Source organism: Nocardioides sp. (genome assembly GCF_041600255.1).
Lineage (GTDB): Bacteria > Actinomycetota > Actinomycetes > Propionibacteriales > Nocardioidaceae > Nocardioides.
On the sequence record NZ_JBFIKK010000011.1, the window covers coordinates 15,152 to 40,026 of the forward strand.

A 24,875-nucleotide genomic window follows, 5' to 3' on the forward strand; every position below is an offset into this window, starting at 1 on the left:
TTCGAGCGGGTCTGCCCTGTCCGAAGCACGTCGTGTTCTGAGGCGCCTGTGTTGTTCCGTCGCTCCAAGTCCGAGACCCCCGCAGAGACCGTCGCGCCCAAGCCCGGCGGCAAGGGCCGTCCCACGCCCACCCGCCGCGAGGCCGAGGCCGCCGCCAAGGCGCGCGCCAAGGTGCCGCGGACCCGCAAGGAGATGGCCCAGGCCCAGCGGTTGGCCAGGACCGAGTCGAGCCGCAGCGTCCGCGCGGCCATGAAGGCCGGCGACGAGCGCTACTACCTGCCCCGCGACCAGGGTCCGCTGCGTCGCTTCGTGCGCGACTACGTCGACAGCAGGTTCTCCTTCATCGAGCTGATGATCCCGCTGCTGATCGTGACGATGGTGCTGGGCTACTCGGGCAACCAGGGCCTGGCCTCGATCGGCAACACGATCCTGCTCGGCACGATCCTCCTGGTGATCATGGACATGTTCGTCCTGCGCTGGCGGCTCAAGCGCCAGCTGGCCGAGCGCTTCCCCGACGAGAGCCACAAGGACACGACGTACTACGCGATCACCCGCGCCCTGCAGATGAAGTTCATGCGTCTGCCCAAGGCCAAGGTGAAGATCGGCCAGGAGCTCCCCGAGCACTACCGCTGACCGGGACGACCATGTCGAGCTCCGCACTGGTCGGCCTGGCCGCCGGTCTCGCCGCCGCCCTGCTCTTCGGCGGCGGCGCCGTACTTCAGGCGCACGCGGTACGACGACTCGAGGTCGACCCCGGCCACCTGGTCAGGTTCGTGCTGGCCTCGATCCGCAACCCGTGGATCATGCTGGTCGTCCTCAGCTACCTGGTCGGCTTCGTGCTGCACGCGGTGGCCATCTGGCTGCTGCCGCTCTACCTCGCCCAGGCGACGATTGCGATGTCGTTGCCGGTGACCGCCGTGACCTCGGTCCTGATCCAGGAGCGGCTCTCCGCGGTGCACTGGTGGGCAGTCGCCGTCATCACCGGCGGACTGGTGCTGCTCGCGGTGGGGGCCGGCTCGGCCGGCGCGGTCGTGGTGACCGGCCCCTTCGTCGCGGCACTCTGGCTCGGCGTCCTGGCCCTGGTCGTGGCCGCCCGCCTGGGCTCCGGCGGCGGTGGTGCCGCGCTCGGCGGACTCTCCGGAGTGGCGTACGCAGGCTCGGCCATCGCTGTCCGCGGGGTGGAGAACCAGCTGAGCTGGCTGGTGCTGGGCGCCGCCGTGGTCGTCGGCGTCTACGGCCTCCTGGGCTTCTGGCTCTACTCCCTGGGCCTGGAGCGCACCTCGGTCTCCTCGGCGACCGGGCCACTCATCGTCGGCGAGACCTACGTGCCGGCCCTGATCGGCCTGCTCCTGCTCGGTGACGGCGTCCGCTCGGGCTGGGGGTGGGCGGTGCTGCTCGGCTTCGTGCTCGCCACCGGCGGGGCGATCGTGCTGGGCCGCCAGATCAGAACTCCCGGCGCTCCGGCGACACCGTCCGCCGCGGGTCCCGCTCCACGACCGGCGTGAGGATCTCGTCGATCGCCGCCATCGCGCCGGCATCGAGGAGCACCCCGGCCGCCTTGACGTTCTCGGTGACCTGCTCGGGACGGCTGGCTCCGATGATCGCCGCCGAGACGTTGTCGTTCTGGAGCACCCAGGCCACGGCCAGTTGAGCCAGGCTGAGCCCGGCCTCCTCCGCGATCGGACGCAACTGCTGGACCCGCTCGAGGACGTCGTCGCGCAGCCAGCGCGAGATCATGTCCGAGCCGCCCTTCTCGTCGGTGGCTCGCGATCCGGCCGGCGGCTGCTCCCCCGGCAGGTACTTCCCGGTCAGGACGCCCTGGGCGATCGGCGACCAGACGATCTGACCGATGCCGAGCTCCTGCGAGGCCGGCACGACCTCGTCCTCGATCACCCGCCAGAGCATGCTGTACTGCGGCTGGTTCGAGACGAACGGGATGCGCAGCTCCCGGGCCAGCGCATGGCCCGCGCGGATCTGCTCGGCGGTCCACTCCGAGACCCCGATGTAGTGCGCCTTGCCGGACCGGACGACGTCGGCGAACGCCTCCATCGTCTCCTCCAGCGGCGTCTCGTGGTCGTAGCGGTGCGCCTGGTAGAGGTCGACGTAGTCGGTGCCCAGGCGCGACAAGGAGCCGTCGATCGACTCCATGATGTGTTTGCGCGAGAGCCCGTGGTCGTTGTGCTTGCCCGGACCGGTCGGCCAGTAGACCTTGGTGAAGATCTCCAGCCCGGCGCGCCGCTCGCCGGCCAGCGCCTTGCCCAGCACCGTCTCGGCGCGCGTGTTGGCGTAGACGTCAGCGGTGTCGAAGGTCGTGATCCCCTCGTCGAGGGCGCGCCGTACGCAGGCGATCGCGGCGTCCTCCTCGACCTGCGAGCCGTGGGTGAGCCAGTTGCCGTAGGCGATGGCCGAGATCTTCAGGCCGCTGCTGCCGAGGTTGCGAATCTCCATGCTCGGCACGATAGCCACCACCGGGTGAGCGCCGATGCCGCCCTGACAGGATGAGGGCCATGAGCAGCCCCACCGCCGACGTCTCCGTCCGGATCGCCTGGGCAGACGACGCTGCCGCGATCGCCGCCCTGCAGTTGCGCGCCTGGCAGGACCTGTACGCCGGCATCGTGCCCGCCGAAGCGCTGCCCACGGACGTGGAGGGCGCCACCGAGATCTGGCGGGCCTCGCTCAGCTCGCCGCGCGACGCCCGGAACCGGGTGCTGGTCGCCCTCGAGCGCAACCGGGTCTGCGGCTTCGCCGTGACCTCCCCGGCCACCGACCCCGACTGCGACCCGGGGACTGACGCCGAACTGATGGAGTTCACCGTCGACCCGACCGAGCGTGGCAAGGGCCACGGCTCCCGACTGCTGCAGGCGGCGGTCGACACGATGGTCGCCGACCGCTTCACCCGCTCGGTGCTGTGGGCGATGAGCGGCGACGACGCCCTGCGCGGCTTCCTCACCGAGGCCGGGTGGGCGGCCGACACCGCCCACCGCGAACTCGACCTGGACGGCGAGGGCACGACCCTGGTCAAGCAGGTCCGCCTGCACACCCAGTTCTCCTGAGACTCACACCGGCTGGACGTTGCCCAGGACCTCCTGGATCTCCGCGGGCGTGCTCGCGGCCTCGAGGCGCGCCACCTGGTCGGCATCGATGAAGATCTCCGCGATCTTGCCGAGCAGCTTCAGGTGGTCGTCGCCGGCGGCAGCGATGCCGATGACGAACTTCACCTCCTTGCCCTTCCAGTCGACAGCGTCGGTGTAGCGGACGAACGAGATCGCGGTCCGCCGGATCGACGGCTTGGCCTCGTTGGTGCCGTGCGGGATGGCGAGCAGGTTGCCCATGTAGGTCGACACCGACTTCTCGCGCTCGTGCATCGAGTCGACGTACGACGCGTCGACGGCGCCGCTGGCAACCAGCAGCTCCCCGGCCCGGGCGATGGCCTCCGCACGCGAGGCTCCCCCGGACTCGAACACGATGGCGTCGGCACCGAGGATCGCGGTGGACAGGTCGGCATCCGCGCCCGACCCGGCCGGACCGGTTGCGGCCGGCGCCCCGTTGCTGTGCTGGACGAGCTCCACGACCTCGTCGTAGCGCGGGGAGTCCATGAAGTTCTCGACCGACACATGGATGGCCGACCCCGTCTTCTGCCTGGCCCGGTCGGTGAGGTCCTGGTGCGTGACCACGACGTCGTAGGTGTCGGTCAGGTTGGCGATCGCCTTGTTGACCACGGTCACGTCGGTGAAGCCCGCAGCGTGCACCTTCTTGCGCAGGACCGAGGCACCCATCGCTGACGACCCCATGCCGGCGTCGCACGCGAACACGATGCTCCGGATCGGGGCACCGGCGGTGGCCACCCCGGTGCCCAGCAGCGTCGAGGACGCGACGGAGGACTTGCCCTTCATCGACTCCATGCTCGCCGTGGCGTGCACCAGCTGGTCCTCGGGGTCCTCGGCCCGGTCGGTCTTGAGCAGGAACGCCGCGACCAGGAAGGTCGCGCCGGCACCGCCGAGCACCGACAGGGTGACGCCGATGAAGCTGCTGCCCGGTGTCTGGGCGAAGACGGCGATGATCGAGCCGGGGGCAGCGGGGGCGCGCAGGCCGGAGCTGAAGAGGACGTTGATGAAGATCTGCGTCATGCCGCCGGCGATCATCGCGAGGATGAGCTTGGGCTTCATCAGCACGTAGGGGAAGTAGATCTCGTGGATGCCGCCGAAGAAGTGGATGATCATCGCACCGGGGGCGGACGCCTTGGCGAGGCCCTTGCCGAAGAACGTGAAGGCCAGCAGCAGCCCGAGCCCCGGGCCGGGGTTGGCCTCCAGCAGGAACAGGATGGACTTGCCGTTCTCCACCGCCTCGGTGGTGCCCAGCGGGGTCAGCACGCCGTGGTTGAGCGCGTTGTTGAGGAACAGCACCTTGGCCGGCTCGATGATGAGCGAGGTGAACGGCAGCAGGTTGTTGGTGACCAGGAGGTCGATGCCGTCCGAGAGCCGGCCGGCGATCCATTCAACGACCGGGCTCATGCCGAAGAAGCCGAACGCCGCCAGCAGTCCACCCCAGATGCCGACTGCGAAGTTGTTGACCAGCATCTCGAAGCCGGGCTTGATCTTGCCGTCCCAGATCGCGTCGATGTGCTTCATCGACCACCCGGCCAGCGGGCCCATGATCATGGCGCCCATGAACATCGGGATGTCGGTGCCGGCGATCACGCCCATCGTCGCGATGGCGCCGATCACGCCTCCGCGGGTGTCGTACATCATCTTGCCGCCGGTGTAGCCGATCAGGATCGGCAACAAGTAGACGATCATCGGGCCGACGATGCCGCCGCCGTCGAAGTCGCCCCAGCCGCCGATCTTCGCCACCCAGCTGTCGGGGGCGAGGCCGCCGGAGCCGCCCCAGTTCAGCCAGCCCTTCTCGATGAAGAGTGCGGTGATCAGACCCCAGGCGATGAACGCGCCGATGTTCGGCATCACCATGTTGGACAGGAAGGTGCCGAAGCGTTGGACGTGAACGCGCACCCCTCCCGACGTGGTTGCGGCGTGTGTGCTGCTGGCCATGTCGTGGCCCCCCTCAATCTCCCCGTGGCAACGACGCCGATGGAGCTGGCTGACGTTTGGTCACTATCTTTCTATACGCCCGGTTTGATCGCCGTCAAGGCTTTTTCCAACATTTTCGGAACCAAAACCACATAAACGGGCCGATCGCGCGTACAGTGAGGTCAGACGTCAGCACCCGCGTTGTCTCCCCGGCCGAGCCACTCGGGCCTGCCGGGCGCACAGGACCACACAGGAGGACCACGCATGACATCCACGTACGAGCGGTACCGCGCGGCCGATCTCGACCTGCCGGAGCACGGCTGGGCCTGGAACATCTACGGCGCGGGCGAAGAGAACATGGGCAAGGACGACGGACCCGAGCTGGTTCCGGTCCCCGAACCCAGTGCCGACCAGATGCTGGTGCGCATCGACAGCGTGGGACTCTGCTTCTCCGACGTGAAGATCCTCCGCGCGGGCGGCAGCCACCCGAAGCTCTACAACCGCGACCTGTCCCAGGAGCCCACCCGGCTGGGGCACGAGACCAGCCTCACGGTGATCAAGGTCGGAGAGAACCTCCAGGACCGGTACCACGCCGGCCAGCGACTGGCCGTGCAGCCGGACATCTACCAGGACGGCAAGAGCACGGCCTACGGCTACACCATCCCGGGCGGACTGATCCAGTACCACCTGATGGGCTCGGAGATGCTCGAGACCGACGACGGCCCCTGCCTGCTGCCCATCCCGGACTCGATGGGGTACGCCGAGGCCTCCACCCTGGAGCCCTGGGGGTGCGTGATGGCGGCATACACCCAACGTCGCCGCCTGGAACCGAAGACCGGCGGGATCATGTGGATCATCGGCCGGCCGGGAGACGAGCGGGACTACCAGTTCTCCTCCGGTCTGGACGCCCCGGCCACCATCGTGCTGACCGACGTGCCCTCCTCGGTGGCGAAGCTGGTGGAGCAGACCTCGGCCACGACGGTCGTGCGCAACGGCGTCGGCACCGCCGAGTTCCGGGCCCTGGTGGACGAGCTCACCGACGGTGCCGGTTTCGACGACATCGTCATGCTCGACCCCCGGTCCGCGGCGACGGTGGGTGCGGTGGCCCAGCACATCGCCCGGCGCGGCACCCTCAACCTGGTCGGCGAGACGGCCCTGGACGGTCTGGTGGAGACCGACGTCGGCCGATTGCACTACGACTACACCGCCTACCTCGGTGGCCGGGGACCGGACATCGCCGCCTCCTACGGGGAGGCGCGCAACCGCTGCGAACTGCGTTCCCGGGGCACCACCGTCTTCGTGGGCGCCGGCGGACCGATGGGGTTGATGCATCTCCAGCGAGCCATCCAGCAGCCCGACGGCCCCAGCAGGATCATCGCCACGGAAGTGAGCGACGAACGCCTGCAGAGCCTCGAGGATCGTCTGGCCCACCTAGCGCAGAGCAACGACTGCGAGTTGATCACCTTCAACTCCCAGACCGCGGAGCAGTCGCTGCACGACTTCGTGATGGGGCTGACCGACGACCAGGGGGCCGACGACGTGGTGGTCAGCGTCCCGATCGCCCCGGTGATGGCCGAGGCCGACACCGTGATGAATCCCGACGGCATGCTGGTCTTCTTCGCCGGGGTTCCCAACGGCACGATGGCGCCCTTGAACCTGAGCGCGGTCTACCTGCACAACGCCCAGTACACCGGGACGTCCGGACTGACCATCCACGACCAACAGCAGGTGGTGGACCTGGCCACCCGGGGTGATCTCTCCCCGGGATCCATCGTGGGCGCGGTCGGCGGCATGCGGGCGGCCAAGGACGGTCTCCAGGCACTGGTCGACGGCCGCTACTCCGGGAAGGTGCTGATCTTCCCCCAGATCCACGACCTCCCCCTGATGGGGCTCGAGGAGCTGAAGGAGAAGCTGCCGGAGGTCGCCGCCAAGCTGTCCCCCGGCGACACGTGGAACGACGAGGCGGAGGCGGCGCTCTTCGAGAGTCAGCTGAGCGGCTAGCTGGACGTGATCCACCGGACGACGGCCCGCGCCGCCAGACCGGTGCGGGCTGTCAGTTCCGCGACGTGGATCAGCGGTCCTTGACGGCACGCCCGGCGGGTGTACCGGCCGGTCAGGCCAGATCGAGGAAGTTCTCCAGCCCGACAGTGAGTCCGGGTCGAGATCCGACGGCGCGCAGGCCGGTGAGCACCCCGGGGGTGAACGACGCCCGGTCCAGCGAGTCGTGCCGGATCGTCAGCGTCTCCCCCACGCCGCCGAGGACGACCTCCTGGTGGGCGACCAGTCCGCGGATCCGCAGGCTGTGCACGTGCACCCCGTCCACGTCCGCGCCGCGAGCACCGTCGAGAGTGGTGCTGGTGGCGTCCGGGACGACGCCGAGGCCCGCCTCGCGTCGCGCTGCCGCGACCAGCTCGGCGGTACGGCGGGCGGTGCCCGACGGAGCATCGGCCTTCTCGGGGTGGTGCAGCTCGACGATCTCCACCGAGTCGTAGAACGGTGCCGCCTGGGCCGCGAACCGCATCATCAGGATCGCGCCGATCGAGAAGTTCGGGGCGATCAGGACTCCGACCTCCGGCGCATCGGCGAGCCAGCCCCGCAGGGTGGCGAGCCGGTCCTCGTCGAAGCCGGTGGTGCCCACCACGGCGTGGATGCCGTGCCGGATGCAGAACTCGAGGTTGTCCATCACCACGTCGGGATGGGTGAAGTCGACGACCGCCCGAGCCCCGCCCTCGACGAGCTCCTCGAGGCTGTCGCCGGCGTCGATCTCGGCGACGAGCTCGGTGTCGGCGGCGTCGGCCACCGCGCGGCACACCTGCGAACCCACCTTGCCACGTGCCCCCAGCACGCCCACGTCCAGAACAGTCCCGGTCGAGTCAGTCACGAGCCCAACCTAGGCCATCTCCGCATGGTCCGGATGCCGCCGTCCACGAGGGACGCGAAGAACGTCACACCGCATGCCCTCGACGCAGCGGGGAGGCTTTCTGGCAGGCTGTGGCCCATGGTGCAGCAGACGATCCCCGCGCGGATCCGGTGGGCGGTCGAGGTCATGGACGTCCAGCCGTCCGATCACGTTCTCGAAATCGGCTGTGGCCCCGGCGCCGGGGCCGAGCTCATCTGCAGTCGACTCGACAGCGGCAAGCTCTTCGCGATCGACCGTTCGGAGTCGGGCGTGGACCGGACCAAGCGGCGCAACGCCCAGCACGTCGAGTCCGGCCGGCTGACGGTCCGTCAGATCGACCTCGCGACCCTGCGGGTGCCGGTGAAGCGCCTGAACAAGGTCTTCGCCTTCAACGTCAACCTCTTCTGGGTCCGCGAGTGCGCCGACGAGATCGCCCTGCTGCACGAGCGGCTGCTGCCCGGTGGGGCGGTCTTCCTCTTCTACGAGGCCACCCGCGCCGAGCTCGTGCCGACGATCGTGGAGAAGGCCTCGCGTCGTCTGGTCGACGGGGGCTTCCGGGTCTCCGTGGTGGAGCAGAAGGCGCCTGCCGTGGTGGGCCTCATCGGCCGTCGCTGAGACGATCCGTCCGACGACGGATCAGGCCCGCTCACCCGGCCCGACGATGGCGAGCACCTCGGGCTGGGAGAAGAGCGCAGCGGCGACCGCCCGGACGTCCTCCAGCGTGACGGCGTCCACACGGGCCATCACCTCGTCGATGCTGAGCAGCTCGTCGTAGACCAGCTCGGCCTTGCCCAGACGTGACATCCGCGAGCCGGAGTCCTCGAGCCCGAGCACCAGTCCCCCGCGAAGCTGGCCCTTGCCCCGGGTCAGCTCCTCGGCGGTGATCCCCTCAGTAGCGACCTTGGCCAGCTCGGCGCGTACGACGGCCAGCACGTCGTCCAGCTTGTTCGGCAGGCAGCCGACCGAGACGCCCACGAGCCCGGAGTCGGCGTGGTGGCTGGCGAACGAGAAGACGGAGTAGGCGAGCCCGCGCACCTCGCGCACCTCCTGGAAGAGGCGGCTGGAGGTGCCTCCGCCGAGGGCGGTGTTGAGCACGCCGAGCGCGAAGCGTCGTTCGTCGCTGCGGTGCAGCCCGGCCATCCCCAGCACCAGGTTGACCTGCTCGAAGGGGCGAGTGGCCGAGATGACGCCCGGGGTGATCCGGCGTCCGCGGTCGGAGCGCCGGGGCGGGACCGGGGTCTCGTTGCCGGCCAGGAAACCGTTGCGCCCGAACGCCGCGCGAACCTGGCGCACCAGGGCCGCGTGGTCGACGTTGCCGGCCGCCGCGACGACCATGTTGGCGGGCCGGTAGTGCCGCTTGTGGAAGCGGGCGATCTGCGAGCGGGTCAGGGCCGTGATCGACTCCACGGTCCCGGCGATGCCGCGCCCGAGCGGGGAGTCGCCCCAGGCCTGCGCGGCGAAGAGATTGTGGACGACGTCGTCGGGGTCGTCGTCGTGCATGGCGATCTCGTCGAGGATCACGTCGCGCTCGGCCTCGACGTCCTCGGCGGTGAGCCGGGAGTTGGTGATCATGTCGCCCAGCACGTCCACCGCGAGCGGCAGGTCCTCGTCGAGGACGCGTGCATGGAAGACCGTGTACTCCTTGGCGGTGAAGGCGTTGAACTCACCCCCCACCGAGTCGAGCGCGACCGAGATGTCCAGCGCGCTGCGCTCGGTGGTGCCCTTGAACAGCAGGTGCTCCAGGAAGTGCGAGCAGCCGTGCAGCGAGCTCGACTCGTCGCGGGAGCCGACCCCGACCCAGACGCCGATGCTCGCCGAGCGGGTGCCGGCCAGCTGCTCGGAGATCACCCGCAGCCCGCCGGGCAGCAAGGTACGACGGATCCGCGAGGTCACCTGTCCCGATCCGTCGGTCACGGTCTGCAGGGTGCGGGTGGTGCCCACCCGCTGGGGCGAGGAGGGGCGAGAAGCCGACGGTCGGCCCGCGGAACCCCGCTGGCCGACCGTCGTCGCGTTGCTCTGCGTCACGCAGTGATCACTCGGCCTCGGCGGGCTCGGCACCCTCGTCGGACGCGGCAGCGTCCTCGACGACGGGGATCAGCGAGAGCTTGCCGCGGTCGTCGATCTCGGCGATCTGCACCTGGATCTTCTGACCGACGGAGAGGACGTCCTCGACGGCGTCGACACGCTTGCCGCCGGCCAGGTCACGCAGCTTGCTGATGTGCAGCAGGCCGTCCTTGCCGGGGAGCAGCGAGATGAACGCACCGAAGTTGGTCGTCTTCACGACCGTGCCCAGGTAGCGCTCACCGATCTCGGGCATCGTCGGGTTGGCGATCGCGTTGACCGCCTGACGGGCGGCCTCGGCCGCCTCGCCGTTGGTGGCACCGATGTAGATGGTGCCGTCGTCCTCGATCGACAGGGAGGCACCCGTGTCGTCCTGGATCTGGTTGATGACCTTGCCCTTCGGCCCGATGACCTCGCCGATCTTGTCGACGGGGATGCGGACCGTGATGATGCGCGGCGCGTGCACCGACATCTCCTCGGGCGCGTCGATGGCCTCGGCCATCACGTCGAGGATCGCGAGGCGAGCGTCCTTGGCCTGCTTCAGGGCGGCACCGAGGACCTCGGCGGGAATGCCGTCGAGCTTGGTGTCGAGCTGCAGCGCGGTCACGAACTCCCGCGTACCGGCGACCTTGAAGTCCATGTCGCCGAACGCGTCCTCGGCGCCGAGGATGTCGGTCAGCGCGACGTACTCCATCTTGCCGTCGATCTCACCGGTGATCAGACCCATGGCGATACCGGCGACCGAGGCGCGCAGCGGGACGCCGGCCTGGAGCAGCGACAGCGTCGCGGCACAGACCGAGCCCATCGACGTCGAGCCGTTGGAGCCCATCGCCTCGGAGAGCTGGCGGATCGCGTAGGGGAACTCCTCACGCGTGGGCAGCACGGGCAGCAGCGCCCGGCGGGCCAGCGCGCCGTGACCGACCTCGCGACGCTTCGGCGACCCGACCCGACCGGTCTCACCGGTGGAGAAGGGCGGGAAGACGTACTTGTGCATGTAGCGACGCGTCTTCTCCGGGGAGAGCGTGTCGAGCTTCTGCTCCAGGGTCAGCATGTTCAGCGTGGTGACACCCAGGATCTGGGTCTCGCCGCGCTCGAACAGCGCCGAGCCGTGGACCCGCGGGATCACGCCGACCTCGGAGTGCAGCGGACGGATGTCGGCGAGGCCGCGACCGTCGATGCGCACCTTGTCGCGCAGGACGCGCTCACGGACGAGCTGCTTGTTCAGCGAGCGGAACGCCGCGCCGATCTCCTTCTCGCGACCCTCGAACTGCTCACCGAGCTTCTCGAGCAGGCCGGCCTTGATCTCGTCGACCTTGAGCTCGCGCTCCTGCTTGTCGCCGATGGTCATCGCCGCAGCGGTCTCGTCCTTGGCAGCGGCCTCGACGGCGTCGTACACGTCGTCCTCGTAGTCGAGGAAGATCGGGAAGTCCTGGACCGGCTTGGCGGCTTCCTTGGCCAGCTCGGCCTGGGCCTCGCACAGCTGCTTGATGAAGGGCTTGGCCGCGTCGAGACCGCTGGCGACGACCTCCTCGGTGGGGGCCTGGACACCCGACTGGACCAGGGTCCAGGTCTGCTCGGTGGCCTCGGCCTCGACCATCATGATCGCGACGTCGCCGGAGTCGGTGACCCGACCGGCGACGACCATGTCGAAGACGGCGTTCTCGAGCTGGCTGTGGGTCGGGAACGCGACCCACTGGCCCTCGATGAGGGCGACGCGGACGCCGCCCACGGGGCCGGAGAAAGGCAGGCCGGAGAGCTGGGTCGACAGCGACGCCGCGTTGATCGCGAGGACGTCGTAGGGGTGGTCGGGGTCGAGCGCCATCACCGTGATGACGACCTGGACCTCGTTGCGCAGACCCTTCTTGAAGGTCGGGCGCAGCGGGCGGTCGATCAGGCGACAGGTGAGGATGGCGTCCTCGCCGGGACGACCCTCGCTGCGGAAGAACGAGCCGGGGATCTGGCCGGCGGCGTACATCCGCTCCTCGACGTCGATCGTCAAGGGGAAGAAGTCGAAGTGGTCCTTGGGGTGCTTCCCGGCCGTGGTGGCCGACAGGAGCATGGTCTCGTCGTCGAGGTAGGCGGTCACCGAACCGGCGGCCTGGCGGGCGAGGAGCCCGGTCTCGAACTTGACGGTACGGGTGCCGAACTTGCCGTTGTCGAGGACAGTTTCGACGGCGGAGATGATGGGTCCCCCATCATTGGTCTGAGTCAAAGAAGTTCAATTCCTTCTGGATTCGCGGAGCGATCCGCGCGAGGGCGTTCCCCGCGCGGGGCCGGTCTTCGATCGAGGCCCGCAGCGCCTCCGGGCCGGAGTCCGGCGTGAGGTCTGAGAGCCACTACCGAGGACCGGGCCGATGCAGCGGTCGCTCCTGGTTGTCGTGGTGGTGCGGTTGTGCGTGTGGTGCTGGTGCTACGGGTCCGAGCCTAGCCGGATCGGACCGAAATGCAGCGGAGCGGCCACCCGGTGAGGGCAGCCGCTCCGCCCCATCGTGCCCGCGAGGGGCTGGGATCAGCGACGCAGGCCGAGGCGCTCGACGATCGACCGGTAGCGGTCGATCTCGGTCTTCTGCAGGTAGTTCAGCAGACGACGGCGCTGGCCGACGAGGAGGAGCAGACCACGACGGCTGTGGTGGTCGTGCTTGTGGGTCTTGAGGTGCTCGGTGAGGTGAGCGATGCGGAAGCTGAGCAGGGCCACCTGGACCTCGGGCGAACCGGTGTCGCCCTCGCCGGTGGCGTACTCGGCAATGATCTTCTTCTTGGTCTCCGCGTCAGTACCGATCGACATACGGGGCTTCCTTCCGGTTCGTTGCGCGGCGCGCCGGGGCCTGTTCACCCGGGCACTCTGGATCCGCGGCCGTTGGACGGCGATGTCGCCCCTGTGGGCAACCGGGCAAGACTAGCAGCGGGCCACGGGTCGCCCCAAAACGCACGAATGCCGCCGGCAGCACCCTCGGGTGCCGCCGGCGGCGGGTTCGAGCCAGTTGTGCGGTCGCTCAGACGGCCGGGGGCGCGTCGTCGCGGTGCTCCTGGACCGAGCGCGAACCGTCGCGGTGGACGGTCTCGGTCGTGCTGCGGCGGCCCCGGTTGAGCTGCACCGCGGTCAGGACGATGACGAGCAGACCGGCCACGGTGAGGATCCAGCCGATCATGGTGAGGTCGACGCCGTTGATCGCGTCGGTCACTGCCAGCGCCAGGATCAGGCCCAGCGCCAGCAGAAAGACTCCAAGTCCGTAACCCATACGTCTTCTTCCCTTCGATCGTGTCGCCCCCTCCGGGGGGCGAGCCACAGGTCCTTGTACCCAACGGAACTGGCACTATGCGTGGGGTGACCTCCCTCACCAGCACCACCAAGGTCGGCGTCTGCAACCTGTGCGAGGCCATCTGCGGCCTGCGGATCACCGTGGCGGACGGCGCCGTCACCGGCGTCCGCGGGAACCCTGACGACCCCCTCTCCCGAGGACACATCTGCCCCAAGGGCGTCTCCATCGGGGACATCCACGCCGACCCCGACCGGCTGAGGCGACCGGTGCGTCGTACGGCCGACGGGTGGCAGGAGATCGGTTGGGACGAGGCCCTGGACCTGGCCGCCGACGGGCTGGCGGCCGCGATCAACGCCCACGGCCGTGACGCCCTGGGCATCTACCTGGGCAATCCCAACGTGCACAGCCTGGGGTCGCTGACCCACGGGACGGCGATGGTGAAGACCTTCCGGAGCCGCAACACGTTCAGCGCGACCTCGGTCGACCAGCTCCCCCACCAGCTGATCGCCCACCTGATGTACGGCCACCAGCTCTTCGTGCCGGTGCCCGACATCGACCGGACGTCGTACTTCCTGGTCTTCGGCGCCAACCCGATGGCCTCGAACGGCTCCCTGATGACGGTGCCCGACTTCCCCGGCCGGCTGCGCGAGCTGAAGGCCCGCGAGGGTCGGATGGTGGTCTTCGACCCGCGGCGCACCGAGACCGCCAAGGTCGCCACCGAGCACCACTTCGTCCGCCCGGGGACCGACGCCTTCGTGCTGCTGGCGATGGTGCAGGTGCTGTTCGCCGACGGCCTGGCCCGGACGGCGTCGTACGTCGACGGCGTCGCGGAGGTCGAGCGGGCGGTCGCCGACTTCACCCCCGAGCGCGCCGAGGCCCTCAGTGGCGTGCCGGCCGCCGAGATCCGGCGGATCGTGCGGGAGTTCGCGGCCGCGGACGGCGCGGTGGCCTACGGCCGGGTCGGCGTCTCCACCCACGCCTTCGGCAGCGTCTGCCAGTGGGCGGTCCAGTTGCTCAACCTGCTGACCGGCAACCTCGACCGCGAGGGCGGCGCCCTGTTCACCTCGCCCGCGATCGACGCGGTAGGCGCCGGGCTGATCGGCCCGGGCCACTACGACGCGTGGCGCAGCCGGGTTCGCGGCCTGCCCGAGTTCGCCGGCGAGCTGCCCGTGGCGGCGATGCGCGAGGAGATCGAGACCCCCGGGGACGGCCAGATCCGCGCCCTGCTCACCCTGTCGGGCAACCCGGTGCTCTCCACCCCCGACGGCGCCGGCCTGGACCGGGCCGTGCAGGGGCTCGACTTCATGGCCGCGGTCGACATCTACATCAACGAGACCACCCGGCACGCCGACGTGATCCTGCCGCCGACCACCGCGCTGGAGCGCGACCACTACGACCTGGTCTTCCACCTGCTCGCCGTACGCAACACCGCACGCTTCACCCCGGCCGTGATCGAGCCGGAGGCCGGCACGATGCCGGACTGGAAGATCTACCGCGAGCTCGCGCGCCGGACCCAGCAGCGGTTGCGGACGAAGCCGAGGCTTCGCAAGCGGCTCGAGCAGCGTCTGCGCCTGGGGGTCAGCCCCACCCTCCTGGTCGGACTGCTGCTGCGCCGCGGGAAGTCCGGCGTCACGCTGCGCCAGCTGCGCCGGAACCCCGAGGGCGTCGACCTCGGCCCCCTGCGCGGCGGTCAGCTCCCGGAGCGGATCCCGCACCGCAGCCGGCGCGTCGACGCCGCCCCCGCGCTCGTCCTCGCCGACCTCGAGCGGCTCGCCGCCACCGAACCGGCCGGCCCCGACGAGCTCCTGCTGATCGGGCGGCGACACCAGCGCGACTGCAACTCGTGGATGCACAACACCGAGCGCCTGACCCGGGGCAAGGCCCGCCACCAGCTGCTGATGCACCCCGAGGACCTGGCGGCGCACGGCCTCCGGGACGGGCAGCTGACGCTGGTCACCTCACGGGTGAACTCGGTCCGGGTCGAGGTCCAGGCCAGCGAGGACATGATGCGCGGCGTGGTCAGCCTGCCGCACGGCTACGGCCACCAGGTGGCCGACACCCGACTCACGAACGCCGTCCAGGTGGTCGGGGTGTCGATCAACGACCTGACCGACCCCGAGCTGACCGACGTCTCGGGCAACGCGGCCCTCAGCGGCGTGCCGGTGACGGTGGCCCCGGCCTGAGGCTCCCGGCCACCGATCAGCCGTGCAGGACGCGGAACACGTCCTCACGAGCCGACATCGGGTCGGAGGCGGCGAGGGCGGCTTCGGCCGCCTCCTCGCAGGCGTCCATCCCGACCGTCGCCAGCTGCGCTCCAACGGCCCGTACGGCCGCGGAGGCCATCGACAGCGACGTGATGCCCATCCCCACCAGGGCGCAGGCGAGCAACGGGTCGGCCGCCGCTTCCCCGCACACCCCGACCGGCTTCCCGGCCTGACGTCCGGCCTCGGCGGTGATCGCGACCAACTGCAGCACCGCGGGCTGCCAGGGGTCGGTCAGGTGCGCCAGATCGGTGGCCATCCGGTCGGCGGCCATCGTGTACTGGGTGAGGTCGTTGGTGCCGATGGAGAGGAAGTCGACGACCTCGAGCATCCGGTGGGCCAGCAACGCCGCACTCGGCACCTCGACCATCACCCCGGCCTTGAGCCCGCGAGCGCGCACCTGGTCGGCGAAGGAGGCCGCCTCGGCGACGGTGGCGACCATCGGCGCCATCACCCAGGTCTCGGTGCCCACCTCGCGAGCGGCCAGCGCGATGGCATCGAGCTGGCGTTCCATCAGCCCGGGGTTGCTGAACGAGAGCCGGAGGCCGCGCACCCCCAGCGCCGGGTTCTCCTCCCCCTCGAGGGTCGCGAAGGCCACCGGCTTGTCGGAGCCGGCGTCGAGGGTGCGCACGACGACGTACCCCCGCCCGGCGAAGGGACGCAGCACGTCGGCGTAGATCGCTGCCTGCTCCTCGACGGAGGGCTCCTCGGTGCGGTTCAGGAAGCAGAGCTCGGTGCGGAACAGCCCCACCCCGTCGATCGGCGCCTCGGCAGCCGAGACCGCGGAGTCTCCGTCGGCGACGTTGGCGAGCACCTTGACCGGCGTACCGTCGGCGGTCGCACCGGGACCGGACCACGTGGCCAGTCGTGCACGCAGCTCGTGGTCGTCGGCGACGCGCTCCTCGGCCACGGTGGCGTCGGGGTCGGTCTCGATGGTGCCGGCCACCCCGTCGACGAGCACGGCCGTCCCCGAGGCGACCGCCTGCGCGCCAGCGACCCCGACCACGCAGGGGATGCCGAGCTGCCGGGCGATGATCGCGGTGTGGCTGGTGGGTCCGCCCCGCTCCGTCACCAGGGCCCGCACGAGCGTGGGGTCGAGTCCGGCCGTGTCGGCCGGAGCGAGGTCCTCGGCCACCAGGACCGAAGGGTGTTCGGGCGTGGGCACCCCCGGCTCCGGCTCCCCCACCAGTCGGGCCACGAGTCGACGCTCGATGTCGTACAGGTCGGCGACCCGCTCGGCCATCAGCCCGCCCATGCCGGTGAAGATCGTCGCGAACTGCTCCACGGCACCGTGCACGGAGGCGAGCAGGGCGTCGCCCGCTCGCAACTGCTTGCGAACGGCGGAGCGCAACCCCTTGTCCCGGGTGAGTCCTGCACTGGCGGTGAGCACCTCGGCGATCGCTCCGGAGGCCCGCTCGGCCTTGGCCTCGAAGCCGGATGCGACCGTCCCGACCGCCTGGTCGTAGGCCTCGAGCGCCTCCGCCTCGTCGGCGAAACCGCCGTCGCCGTACGCGGTCACGGCATCGGCGGACACCTCCGTACGAGCGTGCAGCACGGGAGCGAACGCCACGCCGGGAACCACGGGGGTGCCGCGCAGCAGCCGATGGGACGAAGCGTCGGGGCGGGTTCCGGAGAAAGTGACCATGACCACAGTAAACCTCGCCCAGCCCTTGACAGTCAACAGATTCGGGCGTAAAACAACACATATACAGATTCAAGTCTGACTCTTCCCGAGGAGCCCACACGCAATGTACGCCGAGGAACGCCAACAGGCGATGGCTCAACTGATCCTGGAGCGAGGGCGACTCTCGGTGGCCGATCTCGCCGCCCAGTACGACGTGACGACCGAGACCGTCCGCCGCGACCTGTCCACCTTGGAGCGAATGGGGCTGGTCAAGCGCGTGCACGGTGGCGCCGTGCCCGCCAACGCGCTGGCCATGATGGAGTCCGGTCTGGTCGAGCGTGACTCGGCCCGGACCGAGGAGAAGCAGCGCATCGCCCTCGCCGCAGTCGATCTCCTGCCCGGCCCGGGCTCGGCCATCCTCATGGACGCCGGCTCCACCACGGCCAAGCTGGCTGCTCTCCTGCCCCGTGACCGGCGGTTGACCGTGATCACCCACGCGGTACCGGTCGCGGCGCGCCTGGCCGGCAGCGCGCAGATCGAACTGCACCTGCTTCCTGGTCGGGTCCGGCCGACCACCCAGGCGGCCGTCGGCGCGGACACGGTGGCGGCGCTCGACCATCTCCGGGTGGACGTGGCGTTCGTGGGCGCCAACGGCCTGACCGAGGCACACGGGCTGTCCACCCCCGACGAGCAGGAGGCGGCCACCAAGCGGGCCATGGTCGCCAGCGCCCACCGGGTGATCGCACTGGTCGACGCGAGCAAGATCGGGGTGGAGTCCTCGCGGCGTTTCGCCTCCCTCGCCGAGATCGACGTCCTGATCACCGACTCCTCGATCTCCGAGGACCAGCGACGAATGCTCACCGAGGCCGGGATCGAGGTGGTGGTCGCATGATCGTCACCCTGACCCCGAACCCCAGCCATGACCGGACCGTGGCGCTCAGCGGACCCCTCGAGCGCGGGGCGGTGCAACGCACCGTCTCAGTCACCTCCCAGGCGGGCGGCAAGGGCATCAACATCTCCCGTGCCTCGGTCGCCGCCGGGATCCCCTCGATCGCGGTGCTCCCCGCCCAGGAGGACGACCCCTTCGTCCTCGAGCTGCTCGCCGCCGGCATCGACGCCCGCCCGGTCCCCCACGACGGCGACCTGCGGGTCAACCTGACCCTCACCGAGCCCGACGGCACCACCACCAAGCTCAACAGCCCCGGTGCGCCGGTGACGGACGCCGTCCTGCGCTCCCTCACCGATGCCTTGTGCCGTCGAGCGAGCTCGGCCGACTGGATCGTGCTGGCGGGCTCACTCCCTCCCGGCGCGCCGCCCGGGTGGTACGCCGAGGTGGTCGCCGAGCTCCGGGCCGCCGGTGCTCGGATCGCGGTGGACACCAGCGAGGAGCCCTTGCGCGCGTTGGTGGACGGACTCCCGGCCAGTGCGCCCCACCTGATGAAGCCGAACGGCGAGGAACTCGCGTCGTTCACCGGTGGGGACGCCGACCTGCTCGAGGCCGACCCCTCCGCCGCGGCGGCGGCCGCGCGCGTACTGGTGGAGCGCGGCGTGGAGACGGTCCTGGCCACGCTGGGGCCGCACGGAGCGGTCCTGGTGACCGAGCGGGGCGCCTGGCACGCCGCCCCTCCCCCGACGACGGTGGTCAGCACCGTGGGGGCCGGCGACTCCAGCCTCTTCGGCTACCTGCTCGGGGACCTGCAGCACCTGCCCCCACCGCAGCGCCTCGCGCTCGCCGTCGCCTACGGCAGCGCAGCAGCCGGTCTGCCCGGCACCACGATTCCACTGCCCGGCCAGGTCCATCCGGAGCTGGTCACGACCCATTCGCTCGACCTCATCGAAGAAGGTGGCCATGTCTGACCTCATCACCCCCGAGCTCGTGGTCATCGACCGCGACCTCGGCCCGGACAAGACCGCGACGATCCGTGCGCTGGCCGACCTGGTCGGCGCCACCGGACGCGCCGCGGACGTCGACCAGCTTGTCGAGGACGCACTGGCTCGCGAAGCGACGTCGGCCACCGGTCTGCCCGGAGGCATCGGGATCCCGCACTGCCGCACCACCGGGGTGCAGGTGCCGACGCTCGCCTTCGCCCGGCTCTCCCCGCCGGTCGACTTCGGCGCCAAGGACGGACCTGCCGAGCTGGTCTTCCTGATCGCGGCTCCCGCCGGCGGGGACACCGACCACCTCACCCTGCTCACCAAGCTGGCCCGCGCCCTGGTGAAACCGTCGTTCACGAACGCGCTGCGAACCGCCGAGAACGCCGAGGAGGTCGTGGCCCTGGTGACCGAGGTGGTCGGGGTGAGCGCCCCCGCTCCGGCCGCCCCCGCGCCGGCAGCCCCCGCACCGGCAGCCGCGAGCCCGGAGCAGCCGCACAGCCTGGTGGCGGTGACCGCCTGCCCGACGGGCATCGCGCACACCTACATGGCAGCCGAGGCACTCGAGGCCGCCGCCGAGCGCGCCGGCGTCACGATCGCGGTCGAGACCCAGGGCTCGGCGGGTTCGCACCCGCTCTCGCCGGAGGTGATCGCGAACGCCGACGCGGTGATCTTCGCCGTCGACGTCGGTGTTCGCGACCGCGGCCGCTTCGCCGGCAAGCCCGTCGTCTCGTCGGGCGTCAAGCGGCCGATCGACGAGGGCGACGCCATGATCGCCGAAGCTCTGCGGTACGCCACGGACCCGAACGCCCCTCGTGTCGAGGGCAGCCTCACGGCCGGTGAAGGCACCGGCGGAGCCGGCGAGACCTGGGGCGGCCGTACCCGCCGGGTCCTGATGACCGGTGTCTCGTACATGATCCCGTTCGTCGCGGCCGGCGGGCTGCTGATCGCGCTGAGCTTCCTGCTGGGTGGCTACGAGATCGTCGGGCCGTACGGCGACATCGCCGTCAACAACACCCTGTTCGACCTGCCGGACGCCGAGGCCCTGGGTCTCGAGCACGCGCTCTTCGGGTCGGGCCTGCTGGCCTACATCGGCGCCCTGTTCTTCATCATCGGCAAGACCGCTTTCGCCTTCTTCATCCCGGCGCTGGCGGGGTACATCGCCTACGCCATCGCCGACCGGCCGGGCATCGCCCCCGGGTTCGTGATGGGTGGTCTGGCCGCGAACACGTTCGGCGTCGTCGCTCCCGACGGAGCCGCCCTCCCGGCCACCGGCTTCCTCGGTGCCATCGTGGGCGGCGTCCTCGCCGGTCTGATCGCACACTGGCTCGCCCAGCGCTCGGTCCCATCCTGGGCGCGCGGCCTGATGCCGGTGCTGGTGATCCCCCTGGTCACCTCCATCGTGGCCGGGCTGCTGATGATCATGGTCCTCGGCAAGCCGATCAGCTGGCTGATGACGCAACTGACGGACGGGCTGAGCTCGATGAGCGGCAGCAGCGCCATCCTGCTCGGCGTGATCCTCGGCCTGATGATGGCCTTCGACATGGGGGGCCCGCTGAACAAGGTCGCCTACAGCTTCGCGGCTGCCGGCGTGGGCGGTGCCGCCCTCGCCTCGGACTCGCCGGAGCTGAAGATCATGGCGGCCGTCATGCTCGCCGGCATGGTGCCGCCGATCGCCCTGGCACTCGCCACGGTGCTGCGTCCGGGCCTGTTCAACGCCGCCGAGCAGGAGAACGGCAAGGCTGGCTGGCTGCTGGGGGCCTCCTTCATCACCGAGGGCGCGATCCCGTTCGCCGCTGCGGACCCGCTGCGCGTCATCCCGGCCATCATGTTCGGCAGTGCTGTCACCGGCGGGCTCTCCCAGGCGCTCGACGTCAGCGTCCGTGCCCCGCACGGCGGCATCTTCGTCCTCTTCGCCGTCGGCAACGTGGGCGGATACCTGATCGCGCTGGCTGCTGGTGTGCTCGCCGGGGCCGCCGCGGTGATCGTCCTGAAGTCCATCGGCACCAGCGATGCCGACATCGCACCCGTCGTCTGATCCACCACCACCACCCGAAGGAGCACCATGTCCAGCAAGTCTGCCGTCGTCGGCTCAGCCGTCGGCCTGCACGCCCGCCCCGCCGCGATCATCTCCGAGGCCGCCGCCGAGTTCGACTCCGACGTCTTCCTCACGGTGGACGGGGGCGACCCGGTCGACGCGAGCTCCGCGTTGATGATCATGACCCTCGGCGCCGGCAAGGGGGTCACCGTCGAGGTCAGTGGCGAGGACCAGGCGGCGGTCGACGCGATCGCCGCGCTGGTCGAACAGGACCTCGACGCCTGAGCGCTGCACGCACCAGCCGAGCCCGACGCCTCGGAGGTACTGGCCCGTCCCCGAGCCCGGGGGCGGGTCAGCGCCGTTCGGACCGAACCGCCAGGTAGACCGCGCGCATCCCCACGGCGCGCTCCAGCTCCCGGATCACCCCGGAGAAGAACTGCGCCCGGTAGCTCTCGTCGGTGACCGTGGAGACCGTCAGGTAGAGCCCGGAGAAGGCCGCCAGGAACGTGGAGACCTGGAGCAGCTCGCGGGTCAGCCCCCCGGACCAGGCGAACCCGTGGGTGCCCTCGGGCAGCCACGACTCCATCACCGGCTCGGTCATCACCAGCGACCCGAAGACCACCAGGAAGGCGAAGACCGACAGGGCCAGCAGCAGCACCTGGACGATCTGGACGACCATCAGCACCACGATCAGGTTCCATCGCTCGAACCCCTGCACCTCGGCATGGTCCGCCGGGTCGGCGTCCGGGTCCGCCACCAGGGCCCGGCAGCTCGCCTCTAGCGGCGTACCGCGGCAGGCGCGGAGCAGGAAGGCGTCGTCCACGTCGTCGTCGGTGCGGTCCACCTCCTCGGGAAGCCGGACCAGCAGGAAGCCCAGGGCGAGCACCGTGAAGAGCAGCACGGTCAACCAGAGCACACCGACGCCGAGGTTCGACCCCACCTGCCAGACCTCGGTGTTGATGAAGAGGAACGTGATGAAGATCAGCAGCATCGGCAACGCCCGGGTGCTCATCGACAGCACGGTGCGCAGGCTGCCGAACGTCTTGGCGAGTGCCCAGCGCACGATCGGAGCGGCGTTCAGCGCCGTCAGCGCGTACCAGGCGGCCGCGGTCAGGCCGACCGAGACCAGGACGGCCGGCGCCACACTGGCCTGGTCGGAGAGCCATCCGAGCACGCCGCCCGCCCCGGAGGCGACCAGCACGACACCGAGGACCAGCGGCAGAACCCTGCGAGGCCGCAGCGCGGCACGGGCCGAGGCCCGCTGCTCGGGGACGAAGTAGGACAGCCCGTGGGCCAGGAACCAGGTCTCGGCCGCCGCCAGCGGGTCGGGCCCCACCTCGGGCATCTCGACGGGCTTCGGGTCGGGGGTCACGACGGCGACAGGATCGCGCGGGCGCGGCTGACGTCGTCGTCCATCTGGGCCACCAGCGCCTCGACGGAGTCGAACGCGGTCATCGGTCGCAGTCGGTCGACGAAGGAGACCTCGACCTCCACGCCGTACAGGTCCAGGTCGGTGCGGTCCAGCACGTAGCTCTCCACCCGACGCTCGCGGACGCCGTCGAACGTCGGGTTGGTGCCCACGCTGATCGCCGCCGGGAAGCACTCCCCGGTGTCGAGCCGCCTCAGCCACCCGGCGTACACGCCGTCCGCGGGGGCGGCGCTCTGGGGAGAGGTCGGGACGTTGGCGGTGGGGTACCCGAGCTCGCGGCCCCGCTGGTCCCCGCGTACGACGGTTCCGCGCACGGCGTACGGACGGCCCAGGGCCTCCGCGGCGCCGGTGACGTCGCCGGCGGCCAGGCAGGTGCGCACGTATGTCGAGGACCAGACCTGCGGCCCGCCGTCGAGGGCCACGCCCTCGGCCGTGAAGTCCCGGCTCTCCCCCGCGCTGATCAACGTGGCCACGTCGCCTGCCGCCCGGTTGCCGAACCGGAAGTTCGCGCCCACCACCACGGCCGCGGCGTGCAGCGGCTCGACGAGCACCCGGTCGATGAACTCTTCGGGCGACCAGCCGGCCACGTCGCGGTCGAACGGCAGCGCCAGGACCGCGTCAGCGCCCCGCTCGGCGAGCAGTTCGGACCGGGTGTCGATGGAGGTCAAGGAGGTGGGGGCGTGCTCGGGTCGGAGCACGGCCATCGGGTGCGGGTCGAAGGTGACCGCGACGAGCGTCAGCTCTCGCTCGTCGGCCACCGCGCGCGCACGCCGCAGGACGTGGGCGTGGCCGAGGTGGACGCCGTCGAAGTTCCCGATCACGACCGCGGTCCGGCCGAGCCCGGGCGGGACCTCGTCCATCGATCGCCAGATTCGCACGGCGAGAAGACTAGCGTTCGCCCCGACGCCCACCCGCGGGGAGGGAACCCCTCACACGAAGACCGCGACAGCCTTCGCCACGTCGCCGCGCTGCTCGTAGAGCGCGAGGAACTCGCCGTCGGGTGCGAAGAGAGCCGTCAGCTCGGCCAGCCGGACGTCGAGGGCGCGTCCGACACGTACGTCGTCGGCCTGGGTCTGGTCGAGGTCGAGGCTGGCGAAGACGCTCCGGGCGACGTCGGCCACCGGCACCATCTCGAAGTGCTCCCCGAGCTCGTCGAGGGTGCGCGCCGCGGCCAGGTCGAACGGGCCCACCGCCGTCCGGCGCAGGGCGGTCAGATGTCCGCCGACGCCGAGGCCGGCGCCCAGGTCGCGGGCGATGGCGCGGATGTAGGTACCGCTGGAGCACCGCACCGCGATGTCGACGTCCACGGTGTCGGCGTCACGTCGGACGTCCAGCACGTCCAGGGCGTGGATGGTGACCCGCCGAGCCTTGAGCTCGACCTCCTCACCGTCGCGCACCCGCTGGTAGGCACGCTTGCCGTCGACCTTGATCGCGGAGACGGCGGTCGGCACCTGGTCGATCTCCCCCACCGACTGCGCGAGCAGATCGCGAACGGCGCTCTCCTCGACGTCCGCCGCGGAGACGACCTCGGTGATCTCTCCCTCGGCGTCGTCGGTGGTGGTCGCGACACCGAGACGGATCGTGGCCTCGTACCCCTTCTCGGTGAGCATCAGGTGGCCCAGCAGGCGGGTCGCCCGATTGACGCCCACCACGAGTACTCCGGTGGCCATCGGGTCCAGGGTGCCGGCGTGGCCGACCTTGCGGGTCCCGGCCAGGCGCCGGACCCGGGAGACCACGGTGTGCGAGGTGATCCCGGCCGGCTTGTCGACGACGACGATCCCGGCCGCCCCGTCGACACTCACCGGTCGGTGTCGTCCTCGTCGGTCACGTCCGCCGAGGTGTCCGACGAGGCGTCGAGCGACTCGTCGGCGAGGTCGTCGTCCTCGCGGGGCTTGCGGTACGGGTCGCTCTCACCGGCGTGCCGGGCACCCTCGCGGGCAGCGGCCACGGCGGCGTCGGCCTCGCGAGCCTTGGCCAGGATCTCGTCCATGGCGCGGGCCGACTCCGGCAGCGCGTCGTGCACGAACGTCAGGCTGGGCACCAGGCGCATGCCGAGCTGCTTGCCGACCTCGGCGCGCAGCACGCCCTTGGCCGACTCGAGCGCGGCGGCACTGGCCGTCATGTCGGTCTCGTCGCCGAGGACGGTGTAGAAGATCGTCGCCTGCTGGCTGTCGCCGGTCAGGCGTACGTCGGTGATGGTGACGAAGCCGAGGCGCGGGTCCTTGATCCGCCGCTCCAGCATCTCGGCCACGATCACGTGGATGCGGTCGGCGATCTTGCGGACGCGGGGGCTGGCCATGAACTCACTCCTGATCAATCACGTGCTGAGAGACCCGACGGTGGTGCCGGACGGATGCCCCGAACGGGCATCCGGTGAAACAGTCGCGGGCGCCCCGGGGGCGATCCC

General features: G+C 70.5%; 22 protein-coding genes. 10 read left to right on the forward strand and 12 right to left on the reverse strand.

Annotated features, from left to right (window positions below):
* Positions 1-48: 48 nt before the first annotated feature.
* Positions 49-633 (forward strand): DUF3043 domain-containing protein, encoded by a 585-nt coding sequence (locus tag ABZE72_RS02555; protein ID WP_372727450.1) that lies wholly within the window; start codon positions 49-51, stop codon positions 631-633.
* A gap of 11 nt (positions 634-644) precedes the next feature.
* Positions 645-1,505 (forward strand): hypothetical protein, encoded by an 861-nt coding sequence (locus tag ABZE72_RS02560; RefSeq protein ID WP_372727451.1) that lies wholly within the window; start codon positions 645-647, stop codon positions 1,503-1,505.
* Here ABZE72_RS02560 and ABZE72_RS02565 read toward each other — a convergent pair.
* Positions 1,444-2,448, reverse strand: a complete 1,005-nt coding sequence (locus ABZE72_RS02565; RefSeq protein WP_372727452.1) for an aldo/keto reductase family protein — start codon at positions 2,446-2,448, stop codon at positions 1,444-1,446. The genes ABZE72_RS02560 and ABZE72_RS02565 overlap by 62 nt on opposite strands.
* 59 nt (positions 2,449-2,507) lie before the next feature.
* Here ABZE72_RS02565 and ABZE72_RS02570 point away from each other — a divergent pair, with 59 nt between their 5' ends.
* On the forward strand, positions 2,508-3,053 hold the full coding sequence (locus ABZE72_RS02570; protein WP_372727453.1) for an N-acetyltransferase family protein: 546 nt from the start codon (positions 2,508-2,510) through the stop codon (positions 3,051-3,053).
* Between the two features lie 3 nt (positions 3,054-3,056).
* Here the strand turns inward: ABZE72_RS02570 and ABZE72_RS02575 are convergent, their stop codons facing one another.
* Positions 3,057-5,045 carry a PTS mannitol transporter subunit IICBA gene (locus tag ABZE72_RS02575; protein ID WP_372727454.1) on the reverse strand — a complete coding sequence of 663 codons (1,989 nt, stop codon included), beginning with the start codon at positions 5,043-5,045 and terminating at the stop codon, positions 3,057-3,059.
* Positions 5,046-5,288: 243 nt separating this feature from the next.
* Here ABZE72_RS02575 and ABZE72_RS02580 point away from each other — a divergent pair, with 243 nt between their 5' ends.
* Positions 5,289-7,025 carry an alcohol dehydrogenase catalytic domain-containing protein gene (locus ABZE72_RS02580; RefSeq protein WP_372727455.1) on the forward strand — a complete coding sequence of 579 codons (1,737 nt, stop codon included), beginning with the start codon at positions 5,289-5,291 and terminating at the stop codon, positions 7,023-7,025.
* A 112-nt stretch (positions 7,026-7,137) separates the two neighbouring features.
* Here ABZE72_RS02580 and dapB read toward each other — a convergent pair whose 3' ends face one another.
* Complete coding sequence (gene dapB, locus ABZE72_RS02585) at positions 7,138-7,905, reverse strand: 4-hydroxy-tetrahydrodipicolinate reductase (protein ID WP_372727456.1); 768 nt, start codon at positions 7,903-7,905, stop codon at positions 7,138-7,140.
* 117 nt (positions 7,906-8,022) lie between these two features.
* Here dapB and ABZE72_RS02590 point away from each other — a divergent pair, with 117 nt between their 5' ends.
* On the forward strand, positions 8,023-8,538 hold the full coding sequence (locus tag ABZE72_RS02590; protein WP_372727457.1) for a trans-aconitate 2-methyltransferase: 516 nt from the start codon (positions 8,023-8,025) through the stop codon (positions 8,536-8,538).
* A gap of 21 nt (positions 8,539-8,559) precedes the next feature.
* Here ABZE72_RS02590 and ABZE72_RS02595 read toward each other — a convergent pair whose 3' ends face one another.
* The 4 genes from ABZE72_RS02595 to ABZE72_RS02610 form a co-directional block, all read right to left on the reverse strand.
* Positions 8,560-9,837, reverse strand: a complete 1,278-nt coding sequence (locus ABZE72_RS02595; RefSeq protein ID WP_372727458.1) for a M16 family metallopeptidase — start codon at positions 9,835-9,837, stop codon at positions 8,560-8,562.
* A 118-nt stretch (positions 9,838-9,955) separates the two neighbouring features.
* Positions 9,956-12,169, reverse strand: a complete 2,214-nt coding sequence (locus ABZE72_RS02600; RefSeq protein WP_372727471.1) for a polyribonucleotide nucleotidyltransferase — start codon at positions 12,167-12,169, stop codon at positions 9,956-9,958.
* Between the two features lie 324 nt (positions 12,170-12,493).
* Positions 12,494-12,769 (reverse strand): 30S ribosomal protein S15, encoded by a 276-nt coding sequence (gene rpsO, locus ABZE72_RS02605; protein ID WP_372727459.1) that lies wholly within the window; start codon positions 12,767-12,769, stop codon positions 12,494-12,496.
* A gap of 208 nt (positions 12,770-12,977) precedes the next feature.
* A complete protein-coding gene (locus ABZE72_RS02610; RefSeq protein ID WP_372727460.1) occupies positions 12,978-13,223 on the reverse strand; it encodes a DUF6458 family protein in 246 nt (81 codons plus the stop codon).
* Positions 13,224-13,309: 86 nt separating this feature from the next.
* Here ABZE72_RS02610 and ABZE72_RS02615 point away from each other — a divergent pair, with 86 nt between their 5' ends.
* Positions 13,310-15,427, forward strand: a complete 2,118-nt coding sequence (locus ABZE72_RS02615; protein WP_372727461.1) for a molybdopterin-dependent oxidoreductase — start codon at positions 13,310-13,312, stop codon at positions 15,425-15,427.
* A gap of 16 nt (positions 15,428-15,443) precedes the next feature.
* Here the strand turns inward: ABZE72_RS02615 and ptsP are convergent, their stop codons facing one another.
* Entirely contained in the window at positions 15,444-17,150 is a 1,707-nt protein-coding gene (gene ptsP / locus ABZE72_RS02620; RefSeq protein WP_372727462.1) for a phosphoenolpyruvate--protein phosphotransferase, read from the reverse strand.
* Between the two features lie 130 nt (positions 17,151-17,280).
* Between ptsP and ABZE72_RS02625 the strand changes: the two genes are divergently transcribed.
* Genes ABZE72_RS02625 through ABZE72_RS02640 form a run of 4 tightly spaced genes read left to right on the forward strand, consistent with a single transcriptional unit; the run spans position 17,281 to position 21,324 of the window.
* Positions 17,281-18,021 (forward strand): DeoR/GlpR family DNA-binding transcription regulator, encoded by a 741-nt coding sequence (locus tag ABZE72_RS02625; RefSeq protein WP_372727463.1) that lies wholly within the window; start codon positions 17,281-17,283, stop codon positions 18,019-18,021.
* Positions 18,018-18,986, forward strand: a complete 969-nt coding sequence (locus ABZE72_RS02630; protein ID WP_372727464.1) for a 1-phosphofructokinase family hexose kinase — start codon at positions 18,018-18,020, stop codon at positions 18,984-18,986. The genes ABZE72_RS02625 and ABZE72_RS02630 overlap by 4 nt, the downstream gene beginning before the upstream one ends.
* A complete protein-coding gene (locus ABZE72_RS02635) occupies positions 18,979-21,039 on the forward strand; it encodes a fructose-specific PTS transporter subunit EIIC (RefSeq protein ID WP_372727465.1) in 2,061 nt (686 codons plus the stop codon). The genes ABZE72_RS02630 and ABZE72_RS02635 overlap by 8 nt, the downstream gene beginning before the upstream one ends.
* A 27-nt stretch (positions 21,040-21,066) precedes the next feature.
* Positions 21,067-21,324 carry an HPr family phosphocarrier protein gene (locus ABZE72_RS02640; protein WP_372727466.1) on the forward strand — a complete coding sequence of 86 codons (258 nt, stop codon included), beginning with the start codon at positions 21,067-21,069 and terminating at the stop codon, positions 21,322-21,324.
* A gap of 67 nt (positions 21,325-21,391) precedes the next feature.
* Here the strand turns inward: ABZE72_RS02640 and ABZE72_RS02645 are convergent, their stop codons facing one another.
* From ABZE72_RS02645 to rbfA, 4 genes are read right to left on the reverse strand one after another with little or no spacing between them, the layout of a single operon-like run.
* The gene (locus ABZE72_RS02645; RefSeq protein WP_372727467.1) at positions 21,392-22,411 is read right to left on the reverse strand and encodes a hypothetical protein; all 1,020 of its coding nucleotides are present in this window, start codon (positions 22,409-22,411) and stop codon (positions 21,392-21,394) included.
* Positions 22,408-23,346 (reverse strand): bifunctional riboflavin kinase/FAD synthetase, encoded by a 939-nt coding sequence (locus ABZE72_RS02650; RefSeq protein ID WP_372727468.1) that lies wholly within the window; start codon positions 23,344-23,346, stop codon positions 22,408-22,410. The genes ABZE72_RS02645 and ABZE72_RS02650 overlap by 4 nt, the downstream gene beginning before the upstream one ends.
* Before the next feature lie 51 nt (positions 23,347-23,397).
* Positions 23,398-24,270: a tRNA pseudouridine(55) synthase TruB gene (gene truB, locus ABZE72_RS02655; protein WP_372727469.1), complete on the reverse strand. Its 873-nt coding sequence runs from the start codon at positions 24,268-24,270 to the stop codon at positions 23,398-23,400.
* Positions 24,267-24,767 (reverse strand): 30S ribosome-binding factor RbfA, encoded by a 501-nt coding sequence (gene rbfA / locus ABZE72_RS02660; RefSeq protein ID WP_372727470.1) that lies wholly within the window; start codon positions 24,765-24,767, stop codon positions 24,267-24,269. Before rbfA ends, truB begins: the two co-directional genes overlap by 4 nt.
* Positions 24,768-24,875 lie beyond the last annotated feature (108 nt).